The following is a 23,004-nucleotide window of genomic DNA, read 5'->3' as shown; positions in this document are numbered from 1 at the left end:
CGGAGGGATTGAGTCCGAGCCACTACCGCCGGGAACACCTTGGAATCCCGAGTCCGCAGCCGTTCATCGGCATGTAATTCAAGGTTCACGTCCGCGCCCGCCCCCTGGACGACAGGGGGCGGACATCGTGTTCCGGAATGCGGAAACCGCAGCACTGCCCCTTTTGGGGCACTTTCAACTTTCCCGTGTGACCCCCGTCTCACGACGTCCAGACGATCGACTGCGTCTCGCTGTACGCGTGCAGCGCGTACGAGCCCACGTCCCGCCCCACACCGCTCCGCTTGAAGCCGCCGAACGGCGCCTCCATGTTCCGGCCGATCGTGTTCACCCCGACCCCGCCGGCCCTCAGCCGCCGCGCGACACGGAAAGCGCGGGCAGCGTCCCCCGACCAGACGTAACTCAGCAGCCCGAAGTCGCTGTCGTTGGCCAGCCGGACGGCTTCTTCCTCATCCCCGTCGAAGGGGACGACCACGACCACCGGGCCGAAGATCTCCTCCCGGACCACGCGCATGTCGCTGGTGCAGTCCACCAGCAGCGTCGGCGCCACGTAGAAGCCGCGGCCGTCCCCGACCACCGGACGCTCCCCGCCGTACGCGATCCGCGCCCCCTCCTTGCGCCCCAGCTCCACGTACGACTCCACGCGGTCCCGGTGCGCCGCCGAGATCACCGGGCCGACCACCGTGCCCCTCTCCCCCGGATCGCCCACCTTCATGAAGGCCAGGTAGCCGGTCAGCTTCTCCACCAGCTCCGCGTACACCGAACGGTGCACGATCACCCGCGTCGGGGCGGTGCAGATCTGGCCGGAGTAGAAGGAGAAGGTCGTGCCGATGCCCATCACCGCCGCGTCGAGGTCGGCGTCCTCCAGGACCACCGCCGCGCCCTTGCCGCCGAGCTCCATCAGCTGCCGCTTCATGCTCCGGCCGCACACCTCGGCGATGCGCTGCCCGACGCCCGTGGAGCCGGTGAAGGACACCATGTCCACGTACGGGGAGTCCACCGCGGCCTCGCCGACCTCCACCGAGGCCCCCGAGACCACGTTCACCACCCCGGCCGGGACGCCCGCCTCGTGCAGGGCCTCGGCCATCCTGAACACCGACAGCGGATCCTGCGGGGCCGGCTTGACCACCACCGTGTTCCCCATGGCCAGGGCCGGGGCCACCTTGCCCGCCGGATTCGCCCACGGGTTGTTGTACGAGGTGATGCAGGTGACCACCCCGACCGGCTGGCGCACCTCCAGCGCGCCCAGCACGCTCGCCTTCCCCATCGGCCCGGCCTCGGTGACCTGCGGGGGCAGCCCGCGCTCGACCGGCTCCAGCGCGCCCCGCGCGTACCGCCGGAAGCGGGACACCCCGACGCCCACCTGCATCCCGCGCGCGATCCCCGTCGGGGCGCCCGTCTCGGCGCGCGCGAGCGCCGCCCACGGTTCGAACTCCCGCTGCATGATGTCGGCGGCCCGGTCCAGGATCGCGGCGCGCGCCTCCGGCTTCGTACGGGACCAGGTGCCGAAGGCCTCGGCGGCGGCGCGGGCCGCCTCCTCGACCTGGGCGCGGGAGGCCTCGGGGGCGAGGCCGACGACGGATTCGTCCGCCGGGTTGATCACGTCGTAGTGGCCTCCGGCGGGCTCGGCCCACTCGCCGCCGATGTAGAGCTTCTGGGGGGTGTCGGGGTTCATCGGGTAGTCGCCGCTCATCGGGTGCTCACCGTCCTCGTGTCCCGGCCCGAACGGAGCACGATCCCCGGGATCGCGCCCGTCACCTCGTCGTCGCGGATGGTCTCCACGCCGTTGACCCGTACCGAGACGATCCCGATGGCGCGGGCGTCCAGGCGCGGGCTGTCCCCGGGCAGGTCGTGGACCAGGGTCGCCGGGCCCGCCTCGATCCGGTCCGGGTCGAAGAGGACCAGGTCCGCGTGGAAGCCCTCGGCGATCCGGCCGCGCTCGCGCAGCCCGAACAGCTGCGCCGGGTCGTCGGTCAGCATCTTCACGGCCCGCTCCAGGGGGACCAGCTTGCGGCCGCGCAGGCAGTCGCCGAGGAAGCGGGTCGTGTACGGGGCCCCGCACATCCGGTCCAGGTGCGCGCCGGCGTCCGAACCGCCCAGCATGACGTCCTCGTGCCGCCAGGTCTCGGCGCGCAGGGCCCAGCTGGCCGGGTCGTTGTCGGTGGGCATGGGCCAGAGCACGGTGCGCAGGTCGTCGTTGGCGCAGATCTCCACCAGGCAGTGGAAGGCGTCCTGGCCGCGTTCGGCGGCTATGTCGTTGACGACGCGGCCCGAGAGGCCCTCGTTCTCCTTGCTGTACGTGTCCCCGATGACGTAGCGCCCGAAGGTGGCGAGGCGGCGGAACACCCCGGCCTCCTTGCTGTCGGCGCGGCGCAGCATCTCGGCGCGGACGTCCGGGTCGCGGAGCTTGTCGATCCGCTCGGGGACGGGGAGCGCGAGGACCTCGCCCCAGCCGGGGATGAGGTTGAGGGCGCAGAAGGTGCCGAGGGACATGTTCATGGGGGTGAGGATCGGCATCGTCAGGGCGACGATCCGGCCGCCGGCGGCGCGGGCGCGCTCGCTGGGGATCAGCTGGCGCGGGACGCGTTCGGGGACGGAGGCGTCGATGGTGAGGACGTTCCAGTTCAGGGGGCGGCCGGCGGCGGCGCTCATCTCGACGAAGAGGTCGATCTCGGCGTCGGAGAACTGGTCGAGGCAGCCGGCGACGATCGCTTCGAGCTGGGTGCCCTCGTGTTCGGAGACGGCCTTGGAGAGCGCGAGGAGTTCGGCGGGGCGGGCGTGGCGGGAGGCGACGGGGGCGCCGGCGCCGTCGGAGTGGGTGGAGGACTGGGTGGTCGACAGGCCCCAGGCGCCGGCGTCCATGGCCTCGTGGAAGAGGTCGAGCATCTGCCGCAGCTGCTGCTCGGTGGGCTGGCCGCCGACCGCCGCCTCGCCCATGACGTGGCGGCGCAGGGCGCAGTGGCCGACCATGAAACCGGCGTTGACGGCGATCCGCCCTTCGAGGGCGTCGAGGTACTCGCCGAAGGTGGACCAGGTCCAGTCGACGCCCTCCTCCAGGGCGGCGAGGGCCATGCCCTCGACCTTGCTCATCATGCGGCGCGTGTAGTCGGCGTCCTCGGGGCGGGCGGGGTTGAGGGGGGCCAGGGTGAAACCGCAGTTGCCGCCCGCGACGGTGGTGACGCCGTGGTTCATGGAGGGGGTGGCGTACGGGTCCCAGAACAGCTGGGCGTCGTAGTGGGTGTGGGGGTCGATGAAACCGGGGGTCAGGACGAGCCCGGCCGCGTCCTCGCTCGTGCGGGCCGCCTCTGTGACGGCGCCGGGCTCGGCGATGACGGCGATCCGGCCGTCGCGCAGGCCGATGTCTGCCACGCGCGCGGGGGCGCCGGTGCCGTCGACGACGGTCGCGCCCTTGATGAGGTGGTCGAGCATGACGTCCCTTCTGCCGGTGTTCGGTTGCGGTCCGTACCCTGGGGCTCCGCCCCAGACCCCGCGCCTCAAACGCCGGCGGGGCTGGATTTGGCTGAGCGCCGCTCGCGGGTGCGGCGCCGTGGCCGCGCCTCAAACGCCGGCGGGGCTGGTTCTTCCAGCCCCGCCCGGGGGCACCTCCCAGCGGTAGCTGGGGGAGTTTGAGGCGCGGGGGTTCGGGGGCGGGGCCCCTGACAGCGGGGCCGCGCGGACGGAGGTGGGCCCCGGCCGGAGGCCGCCCGGTCGGGGCCGGTGCCGGGGCGGCGGTCCGGGAAGACGCCGCCCCCGTTCCTCAGGCTCCCGAAGCCTCGCGGAAGCGCGTGGTGCGGTGCACCGGGTCGGTGTCGATGTGCGGGATGACGTGTTCGCCGATGAGCTTGATGGTGGTCATCGTGTCCTCGGGCGATACACCCGTCGGCAGGCCGAAGGACAGCTGGTCCGCGCCCGCCTGTTCCCAGCGCTTGCACTGGGCGCGGACTTCCGACGGGTCGCCGCAGATCAGGAGCTCCTCCGCGATGAGGAGTTCGATGATCTCCGCGTTGTATTCCGGCAGGGTCTCCGGCCACTGCGGAATCGCCTCCGGCCGCGGGAACGTGTCGTGGTAGCGGAACACCAGCGACTGGAAGCGGTTCATGTTCGCGTTGACCGCGATCTCGACCGCCTTCTCGTGCGTCTCGGCGCAGATCGCCGTCGAGGTGACCATGACGTTGTCGTTGACGAAGGCGCCGATGGCCTTGGCCTCCTGGATCGCCGTCTTGTACTGCTCCAGGACCCACTCCATGTCCGAGACCTTCTGGACGCTGAAGCCGAGGACGCCCAGGCCCTTCTTCGCCGCCATCGCGTACGAGGACGGCGAGCCCGCCGCGTACCACATGGCCGGGTGGGCCTTCCCGTACGGCTTGGGGAAGATCTTGCGCGGCGGCAGCGACCAGTGCTTGCCCTTGAACCCCTCGTACTCCTCCTGGAGGAACATCTTGGGGAACTCCGCGATGGTCTCCTCCCAGATCTCCTTGGTGTGGTTCATGTCCGTGATGCCGGGCATGAAGCCGAGGATCTCGTGGCTGCCCGCCCCGCGTCCGGTGCCGAACTCGAAGCGGCCCTTGGAGAGGTGGTCGAGCATGGTGACCTTCTCGGCCACCTTCACCGGGTGGTTCACCGGCGCGAGGGGGTTGAAGATGCCCGACCCGAGGTGGATCCGCTCGGTCGCGGCGGCGAGGTACCCCAGGAAGACCTCGTTCGCCGAGAGGTGCGAGTACTCCTCCAGGAAGTGGTGCTCGGAGGCCCAGGCGTACTTGAAGCCGGACTGGTCGGCCTGGATGACGTACTCGGTCTCCTCCAGCAGCGCCTTGTGCTCCGCCTCGGGGTCGACCTTGGACCGCGCCTCAGGCACGTATCCCTGCACGAAGAGCCCGAATTCCAAGGGGGTTCACCGTCCTTAGGTTTCTGACATGTCGTCAGATTTGATGGGTCCGACTGTTCCACCGCCGGGCATGACCGTCAATACCCCTGCCGAAGCACAACTGACGGAGCGTCAGAAAGCTTCAGAGGATGCTCACCCCCGCCATCCAGCCGCCGTCCACGACGAACGGCTGACCGGTGATGTACGAGGAGTCGTCGCCGGTCAGGAACAGTGCGAGGCGTGCGATCTCCTCCGGCCGGCCCACCCGCCCGAGCGGCACCACCCGCTTGTAGAGCTCCGCCATCGCGTCCCGGGCCTCGTCCGTCATCCCGGCCGGGTCCAGCAGGCCGGGATTGGCCATCGGGGTGTCCACCGCCCCCGGGCACATGGCGTTGACCCGGATGTTCTTCGCGGCCAGCTCCAGCGCCGCCACCCGGGTCAGCCCGAGGATCGCCGCCTTGGTCGCCGCGTACGCGCCCACGTACGCCATGCCCGTCAGCCCCGTGTACGAGGAGGTGTTCACGATGGTCCCGCCGCCCGCCGCCTCGATCTCGGGGGCGACCGTCTTGATCCCGAGGAAGGCCCCGACCTGGTTGACCTCGATCACCTGCCGGAACTCCTCCAGCGGGGTCGCGGTCAGCTCGTTGAAGCGCAGGATGCCCGCGTTGTTGACCAGGCCGCTGACCGGCCCGAAGGCCTCGTTCGCGGCGGCGACGGCGGCCGCCCAGTCCTCCTCCCGGCTCACGTCCATCCGTACGTACCGCGCCCGGTCCTCGCCTATCTCCTTCGCGACGGCGGCGCCCTGCTCGTCCAGTACGTCGCCCAGCAGCACCTTCGCGCCCTCGGCGGCGAAGAGGCGGGCCTCCTGCTCGCCCTGGCCGCGCGCCGCACCGGTGATGATGACGACGCGCCCGTCCAGCTTGCCCATGGCCAGCCCTTCCTTCAGTCGTTGAGGAGGGGGGCCACTTCGGCCCCGAAAGCGGTGATCTGATCGGTGAGCTCGCCGCGGTCGCGGCTGCGGAAGCGGACCTGGATCTGGTCCACGCCCAGCGCCCGGTACTCCCGCAGGGACCCGGCGAGCACCTCCGCCTTGCCGGTGAGGGTCCGGCGGCCGGTGTCCCAGCCGGGCTCGCCGACGTAGAGCGGCTCGGCGATGGCGCCGATCTCGACGGGGCCGCCCACCCCGGCCGCCTCGCGGAGCTCGCGCAGGCGGGCGATCTGCGCCGGGAGCTTGTCGCGCGGGTCGCCCTGCGGGAGCCAGCCGTCGCCGCGCACGGCGGCCCGGCGGACGGCGGCGGGCGAGGAGCCGCCGACCCAGACGGGGATCCGCGCCTGGGCGGGCCGGGGCAGCTGGCCGAGGTCCTTGAAGGAGAACCGCTCCCCCTCGAACTCCGGGTACTCCTCGGGCCCGAGGGCCGCGCGCAGGGCGTCGAGGCTCTCGTCGAGGACCGCCCCGCGGCGCGCGAAGTCCACGCCGAGCGCCTCGAACTCCTCCTGGACGTGACCGGCGCCGACCCCGAGGATCAGGCGGCCCCCGCTGAGGTGGTCGAGGGTCGCGTACTGCTTGGCGGTGACCAGCGGATGGCGCAGGCCGACGATCGCGACGTGGCTCAGCAGGCGGACGCGCTCCGTGATCCCGGCCAGGAAGGCCAGGGTGGCGACCGGGTCGTACCAGACGGTGCTCATGGGACCGGCGAGGCGGCGCGGGATCGCCACGTGGTCGCAGGTCGCCAGGTACCCGAAGCCGGCCCGGTCGGCGGCGCGGGCCACCTCGGCGAGGTCGGCCGCGCCGGCCGACGCCTCCCAGGGTTCGGCGTAGATGGTGCTCTGCGACTGGACGGGGAGCTGCATCCCGTACGCCAGCCGGCCTTCCGGAAACACGCGTGCCATGCCGGGCCCGCCTCGCCTTCGTCTGCCGATCGACTGTCTGTCCGTCGTGCCGATGCGTCGTGCCGGGTCATCGTCGTAGCTGACGGACCGTCAGGCAAGGGGTGGGTGCGGTGCAACCGGCCGACGGGCGTCCCCCGTGCAGTGGGCGCGCGCCCGAACCCTTCCCGGGGGCTGTGCGCCGGGGCGGGCAGCCCCTAGGGTGCGGCCCGTGGAACTGATGCTCACGCTCATCAGCGGAGTCGCCTGGACCGTCGTGTACGCGGAGGCGATCCGGGTCGGGCTGCGGGACCGTACGTACGCCATGCCGGTGGCCGCGCTCGCGCTGAACTTCGCCTGGGAGACCACGTACGCCGTCAACGAGTTCCGCGGCGGGTTCTCCGCGCAGGGGGTGGTCAACGTGGTGTGGGCCGTGGCCGACACCGTGATCATCTGGACGTACCTGCGGTACGGGCGGGCCGGGCTGCCCGGCTTCGTGACCCGGCCGCTGTTCGCGGCCTGGAGCGGACTCCTCTTCGCCTCCGCGTTCGCCGTGCAGTGGCTCTTCCTCGCCCACTTCGGCACGCACGACGCCACCCGCTACTCGGCGTTCCTCCAGAACCTGCTGATGTCCGGCCTGTTCATCGGCATGTACGCCGCCCGCAACGGCCCGCGCGGACAGTCCCTGCTGATCGCCGTCGCGAAATGGCTCGGGACGCTCGCGCCGACCCTGCTCTTCGGGGTGCTGGAACGCTCCGGGTTCATCCTCGGGCTCGGCGTGCTGTGCTCGGTCTTCGACCTCGCGTACATCGGACTGCTGCTCAGAACCCGGGCGGTCCCATCGCGATGACCGGGTGCGCCGCCGGGTCCAGGGTCTCCAGGAGCGTCTTCATCGCCTCCTTCGGGATGCCCACGCAGCCCTGGGAGGGGCCGTCGTGGTCCACGTGGATCCAGATGTTGCCGCCCTTGCGCTCGCCGTCCGGCTTGTCCGGGTCGAGCGGGGACACGCCCTGCCTGCGGTTGTAGTCGATCGCGACGACGTAGTCGAAGGAGCCGGCCAGGGACTCCCCGTTCACGCCGAGGCCCGTTGCCACGAAGGCCGCGTCCCGGTCGTACGGGAACTTCGTGCCGGGCGGGGCGGGCAGCAGGCCGCCCGCGTCGGTGAGGGAGAACACGCCCTGTGGGGAGGTCAGGTCCCCGTACGCGCGCTCGGTGGACCAGCCCTTGGCGCCGTTGCGGGCCGGCCACTGCCCGGCGGGGGCCCAGTCGGCGCCCGTTGCGGGCCGGGTGTAGAGCGTGACGGTGGACTCCGAGGAGTCCGGCGCCTTGCCGGTGACCAGCACCAGCTGGCGCGCCTCCGCGGGGATCCGGGCGCGGGACGCGTCGCTGAGGGTGACGGGCAGGCCCTGGCGGGGGTCCGGGCGGTGGGCGTCGCGGGCGGCCCGGTCCTTGGTCTGCGGGCGGGCGTCGGCGCGGGCCGGCGGGACGGGCGCGCCCGGCTGCTCGTGCAGCGCGTGCACCCAGCCGGCGCCGAAGGCCAGCAGGCCGACGGTGGCCGCGACGGTCAGCGCCCTCGGCCGGCGGGCGGCGGAGCGGGAGCGCGTACGGGTGCGGCCCCGGGAACGGGATCGGGCTCGGGCGTGCTTGCTCATTGCTCCGACCGTACAGGAGCCGATCTTCGTTCCCGCCGAACTCAGGCCCGGGGTTCCGCCGGGAAGCGGACCCGGATCGTCAGGCCGCCGTCCGGGGACGGGTTGGCTTCGGCCTGGAGGTGCGCGGCGTGGGCGCGGGCGATGGAGGCGACGATCGAGAGGCCCAGGCCCGCCCCCTCGCCCGCCGTGTGGCGGCGTTCCGCGCGGCGGCGGAACGGCTCCAGCAGCCCCGGCACCTCCTCCGGGTCTATCAGCGGGCCGGTGTTGGACACCGTCAGCAGCCCGTCCGCGGAGGTCGACACGCGCAGCCGGCCGCCCGCGCGGTTGTGGCGCACCGCGTTGGCGAGCAGGTTGCGCACCAGGTGGCCGAGCAGGGTCCCGTCGCCGCTCACCGTCAGCGGCGCGAGGTCCCGTACGACGGACAGCCCGGCGGCGTCCGCCTCCGCCGCCTCCGCCGCCGACAGCTCCGCCTCGGCCAGCGCCGCCAGGTCCACGGGCCGGGCCGACTCCAGCCCCTCCTCGGAGACGGCGAGCAGCAGCAGCGACTCCACGAGGTGTTCGCTGGAGTCGGCCACCGCGATGAGCCGCTCCCGGATCCGCGCCACCTTCGCCGGCTCCGGCTCCCCGGCCAGCCCGATCTCGGCGGCGGCCCGCTGCACGGCCAGCGGGGTGCGCAGCTCGTGGGCGGCGTTGGCCGCGAACCGGCGCTGCGCCCCGACCAGGTCCTCCATCCGGTCGAGCATCCCGTCGAAGGTGTCGGCGAGCCGCTTGAGCTCGCCGGGCGGCGCCTGGAGGGCGATCCGCTCGTGCAGGTTCGCCCCGGACAGCCGGCGGGCCGTCTCGGTGATCACGGCGACGGGGCGCAGGACGCGGCCCGCCATCCACCAGGCGAGCCAGGCGGAGAGTACGGCGAAGAGGGCCAGGGCGATGAGGGAGACGAGGGTGAGCTCGTGCAGGGCCGCCCGGGCGGCGGCGGTGGACAGGTTCCGGGTGACGCGCCACTGCTCGATCTGCTCGGGGGTGGGCGCGGTGCCGGGCGGCAGCTTCTGGGCGGGTTCGAAGACCTTCTGGCCGGGGACGGGGTCGCCGGTCCCCTCGGCGGGGACTCCGCCGGGCATGACGGTGGTGACGGCCCAGCTGATGCGGGAGTACAGGCCCTTGCGCAGCAGTACGTTGACCAGCGCGACGAGGCCGCCGCCCGCGAGGAGCAGCAGCGTGCCGTACAGCGCGGTGAGCCGGGCGCGCTCGGAGCGGAGCACCGCTCTCATCGCGGACCGGTGCTCTGCGGGGAACGGCCGGCGCCGCAGGAACCCGCCGCGATGCGGTAGCCCGCCCCCGGCACCGTCTCGATCAGCGGGGGCTCGCCCAGCTTCGCGCGGAGCTTGCTGAGGGTGACCCGTACCGCGTTGGTGCTGTAGCCGGTGTCCTGCTCCCACACCTGCTCGATCAGGTCGTCGCTGCTCAGCACCGCCCCCTCGGCCCGCAGCAGCGCCTCCAGCACCGCGAACTCCTTGCGCGAGAGCGCGAGCCGGTGCCCGTCGCGGGCGGCGGAGCGGCGCGCGGTGTCGAGGGCGAGCCCGGCGCGTTCCAGGACGGGCGGCAGCGCCGGGCGGGTGCGCCGGCCCAGCGCCAGCACGCGCGCGAGGAGCTCGTCGTAGGCGAAGGGCTTGGTGAGGTAGTCGTCGGCGCCGAGGCCGAGGCCCTCCACCCGGTCCCGTACGGTCCCGGAGGCGGTCAGCATCAGCACGCGGGTCAGCAGCCGCTCGCGCACCACCTGGCGGCAGACCTCGTCGCCGTGCAGCCCGGGCAGGTCCCGGTCGAGGACGAGGACGTCGTACTCGCCCAGGCGCAGGCGGCGCAGCGCCTCCAGGCCGTCGCCCGCCTCGTCGACGGCCAGCGCGTCGCGGCGCAGCCCCTCGGCGATCATCTCCCGGAGGAATCCCTCGTCCTCCACCACCAGTACGCGCATCCTCCCTCTCTACAGGAGGAGCGCATTTCGCCGTTGTAAGCGTCCTGCGAGAGGGAAGCGAAACCCGGCTTTCCCGCACGCTCGGGCCCATGAAGCGATCCCTGACCATGAGCACGGCCGCGGTCCTCACCGGCCTGACCCTCTTCGTCACCGCCTGCACGAACGGCGGCGCGTCGGACAAGAAGGACGGCGGGAGCGACTCGGCGGGCGGCGGCAGCGGCGGCTCGGGCAACGGGGGCGCCGACGCCGACAACGCGCTGAAGATGCGCAAGTGCCTGCGCGACCACGGCATCGACGCCCCCGACCCCGAGCCCGGCCAGGACCCGCGCGGCATGACCGTCGGCAGCGGCTCGGACCCGCAGAAGATGGAGGAGGCCATGAAGGCCTGCGGGATGCAGGGTCCCGGCTCCGGGAAGGAGCCGACGCAGGAGGAGAAGGACAAGGAACTGCGCTGGGTGCAGTGCATGCGCAAGAACGGCGTGGACCTCAAGGACCCCGAGTACGGCGGCGGCATGAAGAGCGGCATCGAGGTCCCCAAGGGGCAGGAGAAGGCCTTCGAGGAGGCCCAGAAGAAGTGCGAAGCGGCCTGATGGCCCGGCGCGGCGCATGGCTGCTGGGTTCCCTGGCCGTGGTCCTGGCCGTGTCGGGCGGCGGCTACGCCGTCCTCGACCGGCCCGCGCAGGACGGCGGGCGCCAGCAGCGCGGCGACGGCCTGCCCCCGGAGACGGCTCCGGTCCGGCGCGGCGACCTCAGTTCCGGGATACAGGTGGACGGCACCCTCGGCTACGCGCAGGAGCGCAAGCTGAGCGCGCCGGGCCCGGGGGTGCTGACCTGGGTGGCCGCGGAGGGCTCGGCGGTCGAGCGGGACGGCAGGCTCTACGAGATCAACGGGAAGCCGGTGCGGCTGATGTACGGGGCCACGCCGATGTACCGGCCGCTGAAGGCGGGCGACAAGGGCGAGGACGTCAAACAGCTCAAGCGGAACCTGGTGGCCCTCGGCTTCGGGACGGGCCTGGACGCGGAGGACGGCACCTTCACGGCGGGTACGACGGCGGCGGTGAAGCGCTGGCAGAAGGCGCACAAGGCGCCGGAGACGGGCGAGGTCGCCAAGGAGGACATCGCCTTCGCGTCCGGGCCGCAGCGGGTGAAGCGGAGCGACTCGGCGCTCGGCGACGAGCCGGGGCCCGGGAAGCCGGTGCTCACGGTGACCGGCACCGAGCGGATCGTCCGCTTCCAGCTGGAGGCGGCGAAGGCGGGCGCGGCGAAGACCGGCGACCAGGTGACGGTCCGGCTCCCGGACGGCACCGGCGCGACGGGAAAGATCGACGCGGTGGGCGGCACGGCCGGTACGGACGACCAGAACGGCGGCTCCGGCGGGGGCTCCGGGAGCGGCGGCGGGGGCGGTGACAAGAAGGCCAAGGTCGAGGTCGGCGTCGTCTTCGACCGCCCGGGCGACGTCAAGGGCCCGGACCAGTCCCCGGTGTCGGTGTCGCTGACCGGCGAGACCCGCACCGGCGTGCTGTCCGTCCCGGTGAACGCGCTGCTGGCGCTGCCCGGCGGCGGCTTCGGCGTCCAGGTCGTCGAGAACGGCCGGGCCCGCGACGTACGGGTGGAGCTGGGCATGTTCGGCAACGGCCGGGTCGAGGTGACCGGCGGCGACCTGAAGGACGGCATGCGGGTGGGGGTGCCGAAGATATGAGGGAGCACAGCCGCCCGGTCGTGGAGCTGACCGGGGTCACCAAGGAGTACCCCGGCGGGGTCGCGGCCCTGCGCGGGGTCGACCTCACGGTGCTGAGGGGGGAACTCCTCGCCATCGTCGGCCCGTCGGGCTCCGGCAAGTCCACCCTGCTGCACATCGTCGGCACCCTGGACCGGCCGAGCGCGGGCCGCGTCGCCATCGCGGGGCACGACGTGGCGGCCCTGTCCGACCGCGCGCTGTCGGCGCTGCGCTCGCGGCACGTCGGCTTCGTCTTCCAGTCCTTCCACCTGGTGCCGGGCCTCAGCGCCCGGGCGAACGTCGCCGAGGGGCTGCTGTACTCCGGGCTGCCGCGCGCCGAGCGGGGGCGCCGGGCGGAGCGGGCCCTGGAGCGGGTCGGCCTCGGCGACCGCATGGACCACCGGCCGCACGAGCTGTCGGGCGGACAGAAGCAGCGGGTGGCCATCGCCCGGGCGGTGGCGGGCGAACCGGACCTGCTGCTGGCCGACGAGCCGACGGGGGCCCTGGACACGGCGTCGGGCAGGTCGGTGATGGAGCTGCTGCACGAACTGAACGAGGACGGGGCCACCATCGCCGTGATCACCCACGACACCGAGATCGCCGCGCGCCTCCCCCGCCAGGTCCGCATCCGCGACGGCGAAATCGTGGCGGACGCGTGGAACGCCCCTGGAACGGAGGCGGCGTGAGCGGCGGCCGCGGCACGCGTGACGCCGCGGGCGGCGGTACGGGAACCAGCGCGGGCTCCGACGCGGGCGCCCGGACGCGGGGCCGGGCGAAGTTGCGGCCGCCTCGGCTGTCCCCCCGCGACGTCCTGCACGCCGGTTCGGCCGGGCTGCGGTCGCGGCCCATGCGGGTCTTCCTCTCCGCGCTCGGGATCGCGATCGGCATCGCGACGATGATCGCGGTGGTCGGGATCTCCTCGTCCAGCCAGGCCAAGCTCCTGCGGGAGCTCGACAAGCTCGGCACGAACATGCTGGTGGCCACACCCGGCCAGTCGATGTTCTCGGGGCAGGACACCAAACTCCCCCCGGAGGCCCCCGGCATGATCTCCCGGATCGACGGGGTCGAGTCGGTCGGCACGACGGGAGACGTGGCGCAGTCCGTCCGCCGGTCGGAGAACATCCCCTCCACCGAAACCGGCGGCATCACCCTCAAGGCCGTCAAGGACGACCTCCTCGGCACGCTCCGCGCCGGCGTGCGCAGCGGCACCTGGCTGAACGCCGCCAACGGCCGTTACCCCTCGGTGGTGCTCGGGCACGTCTCCGCGCAGCGCCTCGGCATCACACGGCCGGGGCAGCAGGTCTTCATCGGCGGACGCTACTTCACGGTCGTCGGCATCCTGGAGCCCGTCCCCCTCGCCCCGGAGATCGAACGTTCGGCCCTGATCGGCTGGGAGGCGGCGACCGGGCTGCTGGGCTTCGACGGCCACCCGACGGCGGTCTACGAACGCTCGGCGGACGACCGGGTGGCGGACGTACGCGCGCTCATGGCCCGGAGCGCCAACCCCCGGACCCCGAGCGCGGTTTCGGTGACGGATCCGTCGGCGGCGCTCCAGGCGAAGGCGGCCACCGAGGGCGCCTTCAGCACCCTCCTGCTCGGGCTGGGCGGGATCGCCCTCCTGGTGGGCGGGGTCGGCGTCGCCAACACCATGATCATCTCGGTGCTGGAACGCCGCCACGAGATCGGCCTGCGCCGCTCGCTCGGCGCCACCAAGGGGCAGATCCGGATCCAGTTCGTCACCGAGTCGCTGCTGCTGTCCGGGCTCGGGGGCCTGGCGGGCATCGCGCTCGGCGGGGCCGCGACCGGGATCTACGCCCGGGCCGGCGACCTCCCCTGGGTGGTCCCCCTGTGGGCGGTCACGGGCGGCTTCGCGTCCACCCTGGCCATCGGCACCGTGGCGGGCCTCTACCCGGCGGTCCGCGCGGCCCGCCTCTCCCCGACGCTGGCGCTGCAGGCGGCGTAGATCCGCGCACCCGTCGCGCAGAAACGGTACGGCTGGCGCGCCGGTCGCATGATCAGACCACAAAGGCCACCTGATCAGGGGAAATGACCGCAACAGCCACCTTTCGGAGGCGGCGGGACGCTCTACTGGTCGGGCCGGCCGCACGGGGGTGCGGCCGACCCGACCCAGGAGGATCTGTCATGCGGAAGTCCGCGACCCTGCTCGCCGCCCTCGGCCTCGCCCTCGCCGCGGCGTCGCCCGCCAACGCGCAGGTGGACAGCCAGTGCGGCAAGTACATCTGCGTCATGACCGCGCACCACAACCGCTTCGTGCAGGACATCACCGTCCAGACCAAGGACGGCCTCCCCGGTGTCCTGCGCTCCTACTGGGGGGACTTCCACTCGAACAAGGTCAACGCCGCCTCCCACCGCTGGGGCGTCGGGTACGAGCAGGCGGGCTCCAAGCTCGTCTGCGGCGGCCTGGAGCGCGACGGCCGCACCATCGAGGACGGCATCTGCGTCACCATCTGACCGCGGCCGCACGGCGGGAACGGGCCCGGCGGCCGGGCCGCCGACCCCTCCCGCCGCGCGGTGGCCCGGACGTACCCTGAACCGATGAGAACTCCTCGTCAGGCAGCGCGCATTGTCGTCCTCTCCCCCAGCGGATCGGTGTTCCTGTTCCGCGAGAACAACATCGAAGTCGGCATCCACTGGCTGCCCCCGGGCGGCGGGATCGACCCGGGCGAGAGCCCCGAGGAGTGCGTGCGGCGGGAGTTGCGCGAGGAGACCGGCTGGACCGACCTGGAGCCGCAGCGGCTGCTGTGCACCTGGGAGCACGACTTCACCCACCAGGGCATCCCGGTCCGCCAGCACGAGCACATCTACGTCACCACCGGCCCCCAGCGCGAGCCGCGGCTCGAATCACCCGGCATCCACTGGCAGTGGCTCCCCCAGCAGCGCCTCGCCACCCTCGGCGAACCCCTCTGGCCCCCACGGCTGGCGGACCTCCTCGCCGAGGCCCCGGCCGAGCCGGTCCATCTGGGGCTGCTCGCCTAGGCCCTGCCGGGTGGGCGGGGCTGACGGCCGGCCGCCCGCGCCGCTACCCTGCGGGAGGCCGACCGGCTAGGCACCACGGGGAGACGGCGTGAGCATGCACACGGGTGACGAACACCCGAACCCCTACGCAGGGCCCCCCGGCCCGTACGGCGGCCCGCCCGGCGGACCACCCGGCCCGTACGGCGGCCCGCCCAGCCCGTACGGCGGCCCGCCGCAGCCCCCGTACGTCCCCGCACAGGCACCGGGCGTCCCGCCCGTGCCCCCGCAGGGGTACCCGAACCCGTACGCGATGGCGCCTCCGCCACCGCCCCCGCCGCCGACGCGGGGTCAGCGGATCGCCCGGTTCGTGTTCAACCCCTTCCACACCGCCCAGCACGTGTTCCGCCCCTCGCGCCCCGGCGTCATCACCGACCCCACGGTGCGCAAGCTCCAACTGTGGCGGACCGGGCTCGGGTTCGCCGCGTGGCTCGCGCTGACGATGACGTACTCCGCCGTCACCGATCCGACGGACGGCGCCGAGGCGGTGGCCAGTGACCGCCTCGACCAGAGCTGGAACAGCACGCTCGTCCTGGCCTGCACCCTCCCCCTCGTGGTGGGCGTCTTCGTCGCCGTCGCCCGCGGCACCGTGCGGCGCGCCTACCTGAGGCGGGCCCTGCGCTCCCTCGGGGCCGTGCTGGCCCTGATGGCCTCCATGGCCACCTTCCCGCTCGCCGTGTCCGCGGAGACGCAGGGGCTGCGCGACGCGATCGGGCTCCCGGGGAAGATCGTCCTGGGGCTGATGTGCCTGTGGTCGCTCGGCTTCGCCCTCTACGGCATCGGGCTGTCCCTCGTCCACGTCTTCCGCACCGCCGACATCCACGAGCTGCTCCCGCCCGCCCTCGCCACCCTGCTGGTGTGGGAGATGGCCGTGGTGGACTTCGCCACGGGCGCCTACGCGCAGGTCCCGCCGGCCGCCCGGGCCGTCTTCGTACTGGGCGCACCCCTCACGGTGACGGCCCTGTCGTGCCTGGAGATCTACCGCCTCCACCGCCACCACGGCCTGACCCTGCGCGGGGCACTGGGCCGCTGAGGCGCGCCGCCGGCCGGCTACTCCTGCGGTTTGCCGTACGCGTAGTCGGCCGGGAGGGCGTGGACGAACTCGCGCGGGCCGGTGCGGTGCACGCGAATCGGCTGGAAATCACCCCTCCCGGCGGCGGCCGCCGCCGAGGGCGGGTCAGTGTCCGGCGGTGGCCTTCGCGTAGAGCTTCGCCGCGTAGTCGCCGAGGACCGTGCTCGTGGAGACGTCGTCCGTGTCCCCGCCGGTCAGGATCCCGATGATCTTCCCGTCGCGGCCGATCCAGGCGCTGCCGCTGGTGCCGCCCGGGAAGTCGGCGCAGTCGAACTGCTGCTCCGTCGGGCTGAGGCGGGTGGCGACGGCCGTGCAGGTGCGGGGGACCTTGCGGTCGGCGGGGTAGCCCGTCACCGTGACCTCCTCGCCGGCGCGGCCGGAGGTGTCCAGGGGGGCGCCGCCGGTGACGTCCTCGATGTTGCGGCCCTTGTCGTCGGGGGCGAGGCGGGCGAAGGCGAGGTCGTAGTCGTCGTCGGTGCCGTCGGCCCAGCGCTCGTCCTCGTAGACCCGCTCTATCTTCCACGTCCCGTACGGGGCGAAGCCGTTGGCGTACGCGGGCGCGAAGACGGCGGTGTCCTCGCCGCCCTGCTCACCCTCGAGGAGGCAGTGGCCGGCGGTGATGAGGAGGTTCTTGCCGGGGCTGCGGACGACGGTGGCGGTGCAGAAGTGGTCGCCGTCCAGGCCGCCGGTGAACACGGCGCCGGTGAAGGCGGCGGGCCCGCCGGGCTTGGGGGTCGCCGGCGGGGGCGTCGCGAGCTGGGGCTTGGAGGCCTGCGAGCGCGCGGGCCCGGTCGCCGAGCCGGACGGCGTCGCCGACTTGGCCCGTACGGGAGCCTCGGCCCCGTCGGGCGGCGGCACCAGCTCGGCCACCGCCGCGGAGGCCCCGAGCGCGGCCACCGCGCACAGCACAGCCGTCACCACGGTCCGCTTGTCCACCGCCATGATCCCTCCCGCTCCGCCCCCGCGAAGCATGCCCCGACGGCACGGCACCGTGCAAGGTCCACCGCCCCGGCGGGTCCTGATCGCAGCGTGCCCGGGAAGTCAGTCCGCCGTGCCCGGCGGAACGACCCATCGCGTCGGCTGGCCGGTGACCTTGGCGATCATGTCGTAGTCGCCGTCGTAGTGGAGCACGGTGGCTTCGTGCAGCTCGGCGGTCGCCGCGATGATCAGGTCTGGGACGGACAGCGCCCTCCACGTCCCCGCCTCGATGAGCAGGGCCTGAACATCGACGGCCCGGTCCCACGCCTCGTCGTAGGTGGGGAGCCAGTCGAAACCGCGGAGCTCCTCGCGGATCTCCTGGGCCTCGGCCCGCCCCCGGGCGCTGTGGATCACTTCCAGCTCGATGGCGCCACACAGAGCCAGGAGGCCCGCATTGTGCAGGGGGTCGAGCACTTTCCGGACCGCCGGCTTGGGGTAGCGGGCGAGTGCGGACTTGTCGATGAGGAATCGAGTGCTCATGCCGCCTTGTCCCGCACGGCCGGAGCGGGGGGCTCTGCGGGTACGAGCGGGGCGTCGGACTGCTCGACGGGACCCGTCAGGTCCGGCAGGCGCCCCTCGGCGAGCCGGGTGAAGAATGCCTCCCGCTTGCGCCGGTTGACGGCGTCCTGGAGGGCCGCGTTGACGGTGGCGACCTTCGTCTTCGTGCCGAAAAGCTTGGCGGCCTCCGCCAGGAGCGCGTCGTCGACATCGATCACGGTTCTGGCCACGGGGAACCTCCTCAGACGGGGGGCTACCTGCCCCTGCCACACTTAAACGATATCAAGATCTACGTCCAGAGATATCGTTTCTGCAGTCAGAGGCAGGTCCCACTCCGCTACGCCCCCGGCCAGAGGCCGTCCGGGGTGAGGCCCAGGAGGGTGATGGCGTTTCCGCGGACGATGCGGTCCACCACGTCCGGGGAGAGGTGGCCCATCTGGGATTCGCCGACCTCGCGGGACTTGGGCCACGTCGAGTCCGAGTGGGGGTAGTCGGTTTCGTACAGGACGTTGCCGACGCCGATCGCGTCCAGGTTCTTCAGGCCGAACGCGTCGTCGAAGAAGCAGCCGAAGACGTGCTCGGCGAAGAGTTCCGACGGCGGGCGGTGGACCTTGTCCGCGACGCCGCCCCAGGCGCGGTTGTCCTCCCAGACCACGTCCGCGCGTTCCAGGATGTACGGGATCCAGCCGATCTGGCCCTCCGCGTACATGATCTTCAGGTTGGGGAAGCGTTCGAACTTGCCGCTCATCAGCCAGTCGACCATCGAGAAGCAGCAGTTGGCGAAGGTGATGGTGGAGCCGACGGCCGGCGGGGCGTCCGCCGAGGTGGACGGCATGCGGGAGGACGAGCCGATGTGCATCGCGATGACCGTGCCGGTCTCGTCGCAGGCCTGGAGGAAGGGGTCCCACTCGTCCGTGTGGATGGAGGGGAGGCCCAGGTGCGGGGGTATCTCGGAGAAGGCGACCGCGCGCACCCCGCGGGCGGCGTTGCGGCGGACCTCGGCGGCGGCGAGGCGGGCGTCCCACAGGGGGATGAGGGTGAGGGGGATCAGGCGGCCGCGGGCGTCGGGGCCGCACCACTCCTCCACCATCCAGTCGTTGTACGCGCGCACGCCGAGCAGTCCGAGCTCGCGGTCCTTGGCCTCGGTGAAGGTCTGGCCGCAGAAGCGCGGGAAGGTGGGGAAGCAGAGGGCGGACTGGACGTGGTTGACGTCCATGTCGGCGAGCCGCTCGGGAACCGAGAAGGAGCCCGGGCGCATCTGCTCGTAGGTGATGACTTCCAGCTTGATCTCGTCCCGGTCGTACCCGACCGCCGTGTCGAGGCGGGTGAGCGGCCGGTGCAGGTCCTCGTACACCCACCAGTCGCCGATCGGGCCGTCGTCTCCCGGGGCGCCCATGACGGGTGCGAACTTCCCGCCGAGGAAGGTCATTTCCTTCAGGGGGGCGCGGACGATCCGGGGGCCGGTGTCGCGGTATTTGGACGGGAGCCGGTCCCGCCAGACGTGAGGGGGCTCGACCGTGTGATCGTCCACCGAGATGATCTTCGGGAAGGTCTCCATGTCTCATACCGTAGCGTCGATCTGACGAACCGTCAGCTATCTGGCGCAGAACGAGGAGCGGCTCACTCCGCTGCGGGCTGACGTGTGCGTGCAAGACAGGGCAGACTGACCCTTAAACCGACGGAAGGCAGGGGGGACGACAGATGGACGGCATACCGGCCATCCCGCACCAGCGGAACCACCCCGAGGCAGCCCGGTCCCGGAACACCGCCGACGTGCCCGACGCCCCCGAGCCCCCCGACCCGGCCGTGGAGCCCTCCCCCGCCGACAACCGGTTCGCCGTCCTCGGCCCCATCCGGGCCTGGCACGGCGCCGAGGCCCTGCCCTCCGGCAGCCCCCAGCAGCGCGCCCTGCTCGCCGTACTCCTGCTGCGCGACGGCCGCACCGCGACCGCCCCCGAGCTGATCGACGCCATCTGGGGCGAAGACCCGCCCCCGCAGGCCCTCGCCACCATCCGGACGTACGCCTCCCGGCTGCGCAAGGTCCTCGACCCCGGGCTGCTCGTCAGCGACGCCGGCGGCTACGCGATCCGGCTGCGCCGGCAGGAGGACCTGGACCTCGGCATCGCCCGCAGCCTCGCCGCCGACGCCGAAACGGCCCGCACCGCCGGGGACCGCACCCTGGCCCGCACGCTGCTCGCCCGCGCCCTGGACCTCTGGGACGGCGAACCCCTCGCCGGAGTCCCCGGCCCGCACGCCGACACCGAGCGGACCCGGCTCGCCGAATGGCGCCTCCAGCTCCTGGAGACCCGCCTCGACCTCGACCTGGAGGTCGGCCACCACGCCGAGGCCGTCTCCGAACTCACCGCCCTCACCGCCGCCCACCCCCTGCGCGAGCGGCTGCGCGAACTGCTGATGCTGGCCCTGTACCGCAGCGGCCGCCAGGCCGAGGCCCTCGCCGTGTACGCCGACACCCGCCGCCTCCTCGCCGACGAACTCGGGGTCGACCCCCGGCCCGAACTCGCCGCCCTCCAACAGCGCATCCTGAACGCGGACGCCGAACTCGCCCGCGCCGAAGACCCCGCCCCGGCGGCGGCACCCGTACCCGTGAGGCCCGCGCAATTGCCCGCCACCGTGCCCGACTTCACCGGCCGCACCCCCTTCGTCGCCGAACTCGGCGAGATCCTCTCCGCCGCCGAGGGCCAGGTCATGGCCGTGTCCGCACTCGCCGGCATAGGCGGCGTCGGCAAGACCACCCTCGCCGTGCACGTCGCGCACGCCGCCCGCCCGCACTTCCCCGACGGCCAGCTCTACGTCGACCTCCAGGGCACCGACCCCCGCCCCGCGCTGCCCGAGGCCGTCCTCGGCTCCTTCCTGCGCGCCCTCGGCACCCCCGACAGCGCCATCCCCGACTCCGCCGCCGACCGGGCCGCGCTCTACCGCACCGTCCTCGACGGCCGCCGCGTCCTGGTCCTGCTCGACAACGCCCGCGACGCCGCACAGGTGCGCCCGCTGCTGCCCGGCACCGCGGGCTGCGCCGCCCTCGTCACCAGCCGGGTCCGGATGTCGGGCCTCGCCGGGGCCCATCTCGTCGACCTCGACGTGATGAGCCCCGAGGAGGCCCTGCAGCTGTTCACCCGCATCGTCGGCGCCGAACGCGTCGGCGCGGAACGGCAGGCGGCCCTCAACGTGGTCGGCGCCTGCGGGTTCCTGCCGCTGGCCATCCGCATCGCCGCCTCCCGGCTCGCCGCCCGCCGCACCTGGACCGTCTCCGTCCTCGCCGCCAAGCTCGCCGACGAACGCCGCCGCCTCGACGAGCTCCAGGCCGGCGACCTCGCCGTCAAGGCCACCTTCGAGCTCGGCTACGGCCAGCTGGAGCCCGCCCAGCAGCGCGCCTTCCGCCTCCTCGGCCTCGCCGACGGCCCCGACATCTCCCTGGCCGCCGCGGCCGCCGTCCTCGACCGGCCCGAGCACGACACCGAGGACCTCCTGGAGGCCTTAGTCGACTGCTCCCTGCTCGAATCGGCCGCACCCGGCCGCTACCGCTTCCACGACCTCGTACGCCTCTACGCGCGTGCCTGCGCCGAACGCGACGAACAGCCCTCCCACGGGCAGGGCGCCGCCCTCGACCGGCTCCTCGACTTCTACCTCGCCACCGCCTCCCGGGTGTACGCCCTGGAACGCCCCGGCGACCGGCTGCCCGCCCACCTGTCGGACACCTGCCACCCCGGCCTGGTCCTGACCGAGCCCCGCGCCGCCCTGGACTGGCTGTTCGCCGAGGCCGACCCGCTGCTGGCCTGCGTACGCCAGGCGGCCGGGCGGCCCTCCGCGCTGCGCCGGGCCGTGGACCTGCTGTGGGCGGCCAAGGACCTCGCCGAATCCGGGGCCAACTCCAAGCAGTACGAGTCCGCCGCGCTGACCCTGCGCGAGGCCGCGCAGGCGGCGCGGGATCCTCGGGCCGAGGGCCGCGCCCGGACCACGCTCACCATGGTCCACCTCGTCGCGGGCCGCTTCTCGGAGGCCGACGACGAGGCCCGCCAGGCCATGGACCTGGCCCGCGAGGCCGGCGACCCGCTGCCCAGCTGCTGGGCGCCCAACGACCGCGGGATCATCGCCCTCTACCAGGGCCGGCACCGCGACGGCGAGCGCTACCTGCTGGAGGCCATCGAGAACTTCCGGGCCGACGCCAACTTCGTCGGCGAGGCCAGCGCCCTGTGCAACCTCTCCCGGATCCACGTCGAGCTGGGCCGCCTGCCCAGCGCCATCGACCTGGCCCAGCAGGGCATCGCCATCTACGACCGGATGGGCCTGACCCTGCGCCTGGCCAACGGCCGGTACGCGCTGGGCATCGCGCTGACCCAGGCCGGACGGCTGCGCGAGGCGCTCACGCAGCTCGCCGAGGCGCTGTCGCTGTTCCACGAGAACCGCCAGCCCCTGTGGGAGGGCGTGACGCACTTCCGGCTCGCCGAGGCCCACCTCGCGGCCCGGCGGCCCACCCTGGCCGCCAAGCACGCCGAACAGGCCATCGCACTGCGCGGGATCGGCGGGGAGTGGCGCCGGGCGACCGTGCTGACGGTGCTGGGCAAGGCGCTGCGGCGGCTCGGCCAGCCGGACCGGGCGCGGGCCTGCTGGCGGGATGCGGAGACCGTTTTCGCGCAGCTGGGGTCGGCCGAACTGACCGAGGTACGGGCCCTGTTGGCCTCCGAGCTGGCCGCCTGACCGGCCCGGGCGCGGGCCCGGGGCGGATGGACGGCCGCGTTCATCGTTCGTTTATCGCCACGCGACACGATAGGTGCATCGACCCGGTGTGCCGGGGGGGCACCCGGGGCGGCTGGAGGACTACCCGTTCGGCGGTCCGCGGGGGAATCGCCGAACGGGCCCGACTCATCCATCAGGAGATCCGATGACGACGAACGAGAACAGCCTGCCGCTCGACGGCGACATCAGACCGCTCGACAACCACGCTTCGGGCGTCGAGATCAACCCGCTGGATCCGCTCGATCCTCCGGCTCCGAAGAAGCCGGGCGAGAAGCCGCTCGACAACCACGCTTCGGGCGAGGACATCGTGGCCATGGACAACCACGCGTCCGGCACGCGCCCGTAGCACCAGCCGGGCCGGCACCACGGCACGGCGTACGGGGGAAACGTACGGGGGACGTACGGGGAACGCGTACGGGGGCCCGTGAGCGGACGTACGGGGGAATGTACGGGGGACCGCTCGCGGGGCGTACGGGGGACAGCACAAAGGGGGAAACCCCTGGGGGTCGTACGGGGGACGTACGGGGGAGCCCGCAGGGGACGTACGGGGGAAACGTACGGGGGAGCAACACGGGGGAGCGGCGGCCGCGGTGGCCAGGAGGG

The 23,004-nt window shown here is 73.1% G+C and carries 22 protein-coding genes; 10 read left to right on the top strand and 12 right to left on the bottom strand.

What is annotated here, in order from left to right; genetic code table 11:
- Positions 1-199: 199 nt before the first annotated feature.
- The 5 genes from ACFV0Q_RS07955 to ACFV0Q_RS07935 form a co-directional block, all read right to left on the bottom strand.
- Positions 200-1,690 carry an aldehyde dehydrogenase family protein gene (locus ACFV0Q_RS07955; protein ID WP_385002138.1) on the bottom strand — a complete coding sequence of 497 codons (1,491 nt, stop codon included), beginning with the start codon at positions 1,688-1,690 and terminating at the stop codon, positions 200-202.
- The gene (locus ACFV0Q_RS07950) at positions 1,687-3,426 is read right to left on the bottom strand and encodes an amidohydrolase family protein (protein WP_385002135.1); all 1,740 of its coding nucleotides are present in this window, start codon (positions 3,424-3,426) and stop codon (positions 1,687-1,689) included. The genes ACFV0Q_RS07955 and ACFV0Q_RS07950 overlap by 4 nt, the downstream gene beginning before the upstream one ends.
- A 328-nt stretch (positions 3,427-3,754) precedes the next feature.
- Positions 3,755-4,882, bottom strand: a complete 1,128-nt coding sequence (locus ACFV0Q_RS07945) for an LLM class flavin-dependent oxidoreductase (RefSeq protein WP_385002132.1) — start codon at positions 4,880-4,882, stop codon at positions 3,755-3,757.
- Between the two features lie 121 nt (positions 4,883-5,003).
- Positions 5,004-5,789, bottom strand: a complete 786-nt coding sequence (locus ACFV0Q_RS07940) for an SDR family NAD(P)-dependent oxidoreductase (protein ID WP_385002129.1) — start codon at positions 5,787-5,789, stop codon at positions 5,004-5,006.
- A gap of 14 nt (positions 5,790-5,803) precedes the next feature.
- The gene (locus ACFV0Q_RS07935; RefSeq protein WP_385002126.1) at positions 5,804-6,751 is read right to left on the bottom strand and encodes an LLM class F420-dependent oxidoreductase; all 948 of its coding nucleotides are present in this window, start codon (positions 6,749-6,751) and stop codon (positions 5,804-5,806) included.
- Positions 6,752-6,968: 217 nt separating this feature from the next.
- On the opposite strand from ACFV0Q_RS07935, the gene ACFV0Q_RS07930 reads away from it, so the two are divergent.
- A complete protein-coding gene (locus ACFV0Q_RS07930; protein ID WP_385002210.1) occupies positions 6,969-7,577 on the top strand; it encodes a hypothetical protein in 609 nt (202 codons plus the stop codon).
- Here ACFV0Q_RS07930 and ACFV0Q_RS07925 read toward each other — a convergent pair.
- The 3 genes from ACFV0Q_RS07925 to ACFV0Q_RS07915 are packed head-to-tail and all read right to left on the bottom strand — an operon-like array spanning position 7,549 to position 10,348.
- A complete protein-coding gene (locus ACFV0Q_RS07925; RefSeq protein WP_385002123.1) occupies positions 7,549-8,379 on the bottom strand; it encodes a hypothetical protein in 831 nt (276 codons plus the stop codon). The two genes, ACFV0Q_RS07930 and ACFV0Q_RS07925, sit on opposite strands and share 29 nt — an antisense overlap.
- A gap of 41 nt (positions 8,380-8,420) precedes the next feature.
- A complete protein-coding gene (locus ACFV0Q_RS07920; protein ID WP_385002120.1) occupies positions 8,421-9,647 on the bottom strand; it encodes an ATP-binding protein in 1,227 nt (408 codons plus the stop codon).
- The gene (locus tag ACFV0Q_RS07915; RefSeq protein WP_385002117.1) at positions 9,644-10,348 is read right to left on the bottom strand and encodes a response regulator transcription factor; all 705 of its coding nucleotides are present in this window, start codon (positions 10,346-10,348) and stop codon (positions 9,644-9,646) included. Before ACFV0Q_RS07915 ends, ACFV0Q_RS07920 begins: the two co-directional genes overlap by 4 nt.
- A gap of 89 nt (positions 10,349-10,437) precedes the next feature.
- Between ACFV0Q_RS07915 and ACFV0Q_RS07910 the strand changes: the two genes are divergently transcribed.
- The 7 genes from ACFV0Q_RS07910 (at position 10,438) to ACFV0Q_RS07880 (ending at position 16,131) form a co-directional block, all read left to right on the top strand.
- Entirely contained in the window at positions 10,438-10,938 is a 501-nt protein-coding gene (locus ACFV0Q_RS07910) for a hypothetical protein (RefSeq protein WP_385002114.1), read from the top strand.
- Positions 10,923-12,047, top strand: coding sequence for a peptidoglycan-binding protein (locus ACFV0Q_RS07905; RefSeq protein WP_385002111.1), 1,125 nt, complete (start codon positions 10,923-10,925; stop codon positions 12,045-12,047). The genes ACFV0Q_RS07910 and ACFV0Q_RS07905 overlap by 16 nt, the downstream gene beginning before the upstream one ends.
- A complete protein-coding gene (locus ACFV0Q_RS07900; RefSeq protein WP_385002108.1) occupies positions 12,044-12,751 on the top strand; it encodes an ABC transporter ATP-binding protein in 708 nt (235 codons plus the stop codon). The genes ACFV0Q_RS07905 and ACFV0Q_RS07900 overlap by 4 nt, the downstream gene beginning before the upstream one ends.
- A gap of 92 nt (positions 12,752-12,843) precedes the next feature.
- Positions 12,844-14,028, top strand: coding sequence for an ABC transporter permease (locus ACFV0Q_RS07895; RefSeq protein ID WP_385002207.1), 1,185 nt, complete (start codon positions 12,844-12,846; stop codon positions 14,026-14,028).
- A 179-nt stretch (positions 14,029-14,207) separates the two neighbouring features.
- On the top strand, positions 14,208-14,537 hold the full coding sequence (locus ACFV0Q_RS07890) for a hypothetical protein (protein WP_385002105.1): 330 nt from the start codon (positions 14,208-14,210) through the stop codon (positions 14,535-14,537).
- Positions 14,538-14,621: 84 nt separating this feature from the next.
- Positions 14,622-15,062, top strand: a complete 441-nt coding sequence (locus ACFV0Q_RS07885) for an NUDIX hydrolase (protein ID WP_385002102.1) — start codon at positions 14,622-14,624, stop codon at positions 15,060-15,062.
- 94 nt (positions 15,063-15,156) lie between these two features.
- A complete protein-coding gene (locus ACFV0Q_RS07880) occupies positions 15,157-16,131 on the top strand; it encodes a hypothetical protein (protein ID WP_385002204.1) in 975 nt (324 codons plus the stop codon).
- A 144-nt stretch (positions 16,132-16,275) separates the two neighbouring features.
- Here ACFV0Q_RS07880 and ACFV0Q_RS07875 read toward each other — a convergent pair whose 3' ends face one another.
- The 4 genes from ACFV0Q_RS07875 to ACFV0Q_RS07860 all read right to left on the bottom strand — a co-directional run bounded on the left by ACFV0Q_RS07875 (position 16,276) and on the right by ACFV0Q_RS07860 (position 19,204).
- Complete coding sequence (locus ACFV0Q_RS07875; protein ID WP_385002099.1) at positions 16,276-17,112, bottom strand: trypsin-like serine peptidase; 837 nt, start codon at positions 17,110-17,112, stop codon at positions 16,276-16,278.
- A gap of 99 nt (positions 17,113-17,211) precedes the next feature.
- Positions 17,212-17,628, bottom strand: coding sequence for a PIN domain nuclease (locus ACFV0Q_RS07870; protein WP_385002096.1), 417 nt, complete (start codon positions 17,626-17,628; stop codon positions 17,212-17,214).
- Positions 17,625-17,876, bottom strand: coding sequence for a type II toxin-antitoxin system VapB family antitoxin (locus ACFV0Q_RS07865; RefSeq protein ID WP_385002093.1), 252 nt, complete (start codon positions 17,874-17,876; stop codon positions 17,625-17,627). The genes ACFV0Q_RS07870 and ACFV0Q_RS07865 overlap by 4 nt, the downstream gene beginning before the upstream one ends.
- A gap of 107 nt (positions 17,877-17,983) precedes the next feature.
- Positions 17,984-19,204: an amidohydrolase family protein gene (locus ACFV0Q_RS07860; protein ID WP_385002090.1), complete on the bottom strand. Its 1,221-nt coding sequence runs from the start codon at positions 19,202-19,204 to the stop codon at positions 17,984-17,986.
- A gap of 143 nt (positions 19,205-19,347) precedes the next feature.
- Between ACFV0Q_RS07860 and ACFV0Q_RS07855 the strand changes: the two genes are divergently transcribed.
- Both ACFV0Q_RS07855 and ACFV0Q_RS07850 read left to right on the top strand, forming a co-directional pair.
- A complete protein-coding gene (locus ACFV0Q_RS07855; protein WP_385002087.1) occupies positions 19,348-22,362 on the top strand; it encodes a BTAD domain-containing putative transcriptional regulator in 3,015 nt (1,004 codons plus the stop codon).
- A gap of 184 nt (positions 22,363-22,546) precedes the next feature.
- The gene (locus tag ACFV0Q_RS07850) at positions 22,547-22,747 is read left to right on the top strand and encodes a hypothetical protein (protein WP_385002084.1); all 201 of its coding nucleotides are present in this window, start codon (positions 22,547-22,549) and stop codon (positions 22,745-22,747) included.
- Positions 22,748-23,004: the final 257 nt, after the last annotated feature.

This window comes from Streptomyces sp. NPDC059564 (assembly GCF_042735575.1).
Classification (GTDB): domain Bacteria; phylum Actinomycetota; class Actinomycetes; order Streptomycetales; family Streptomycetaceae; genus Streptomyces.
This window is presented reverse-complemented; position numbering and strand designations above follow the sequence as displayed.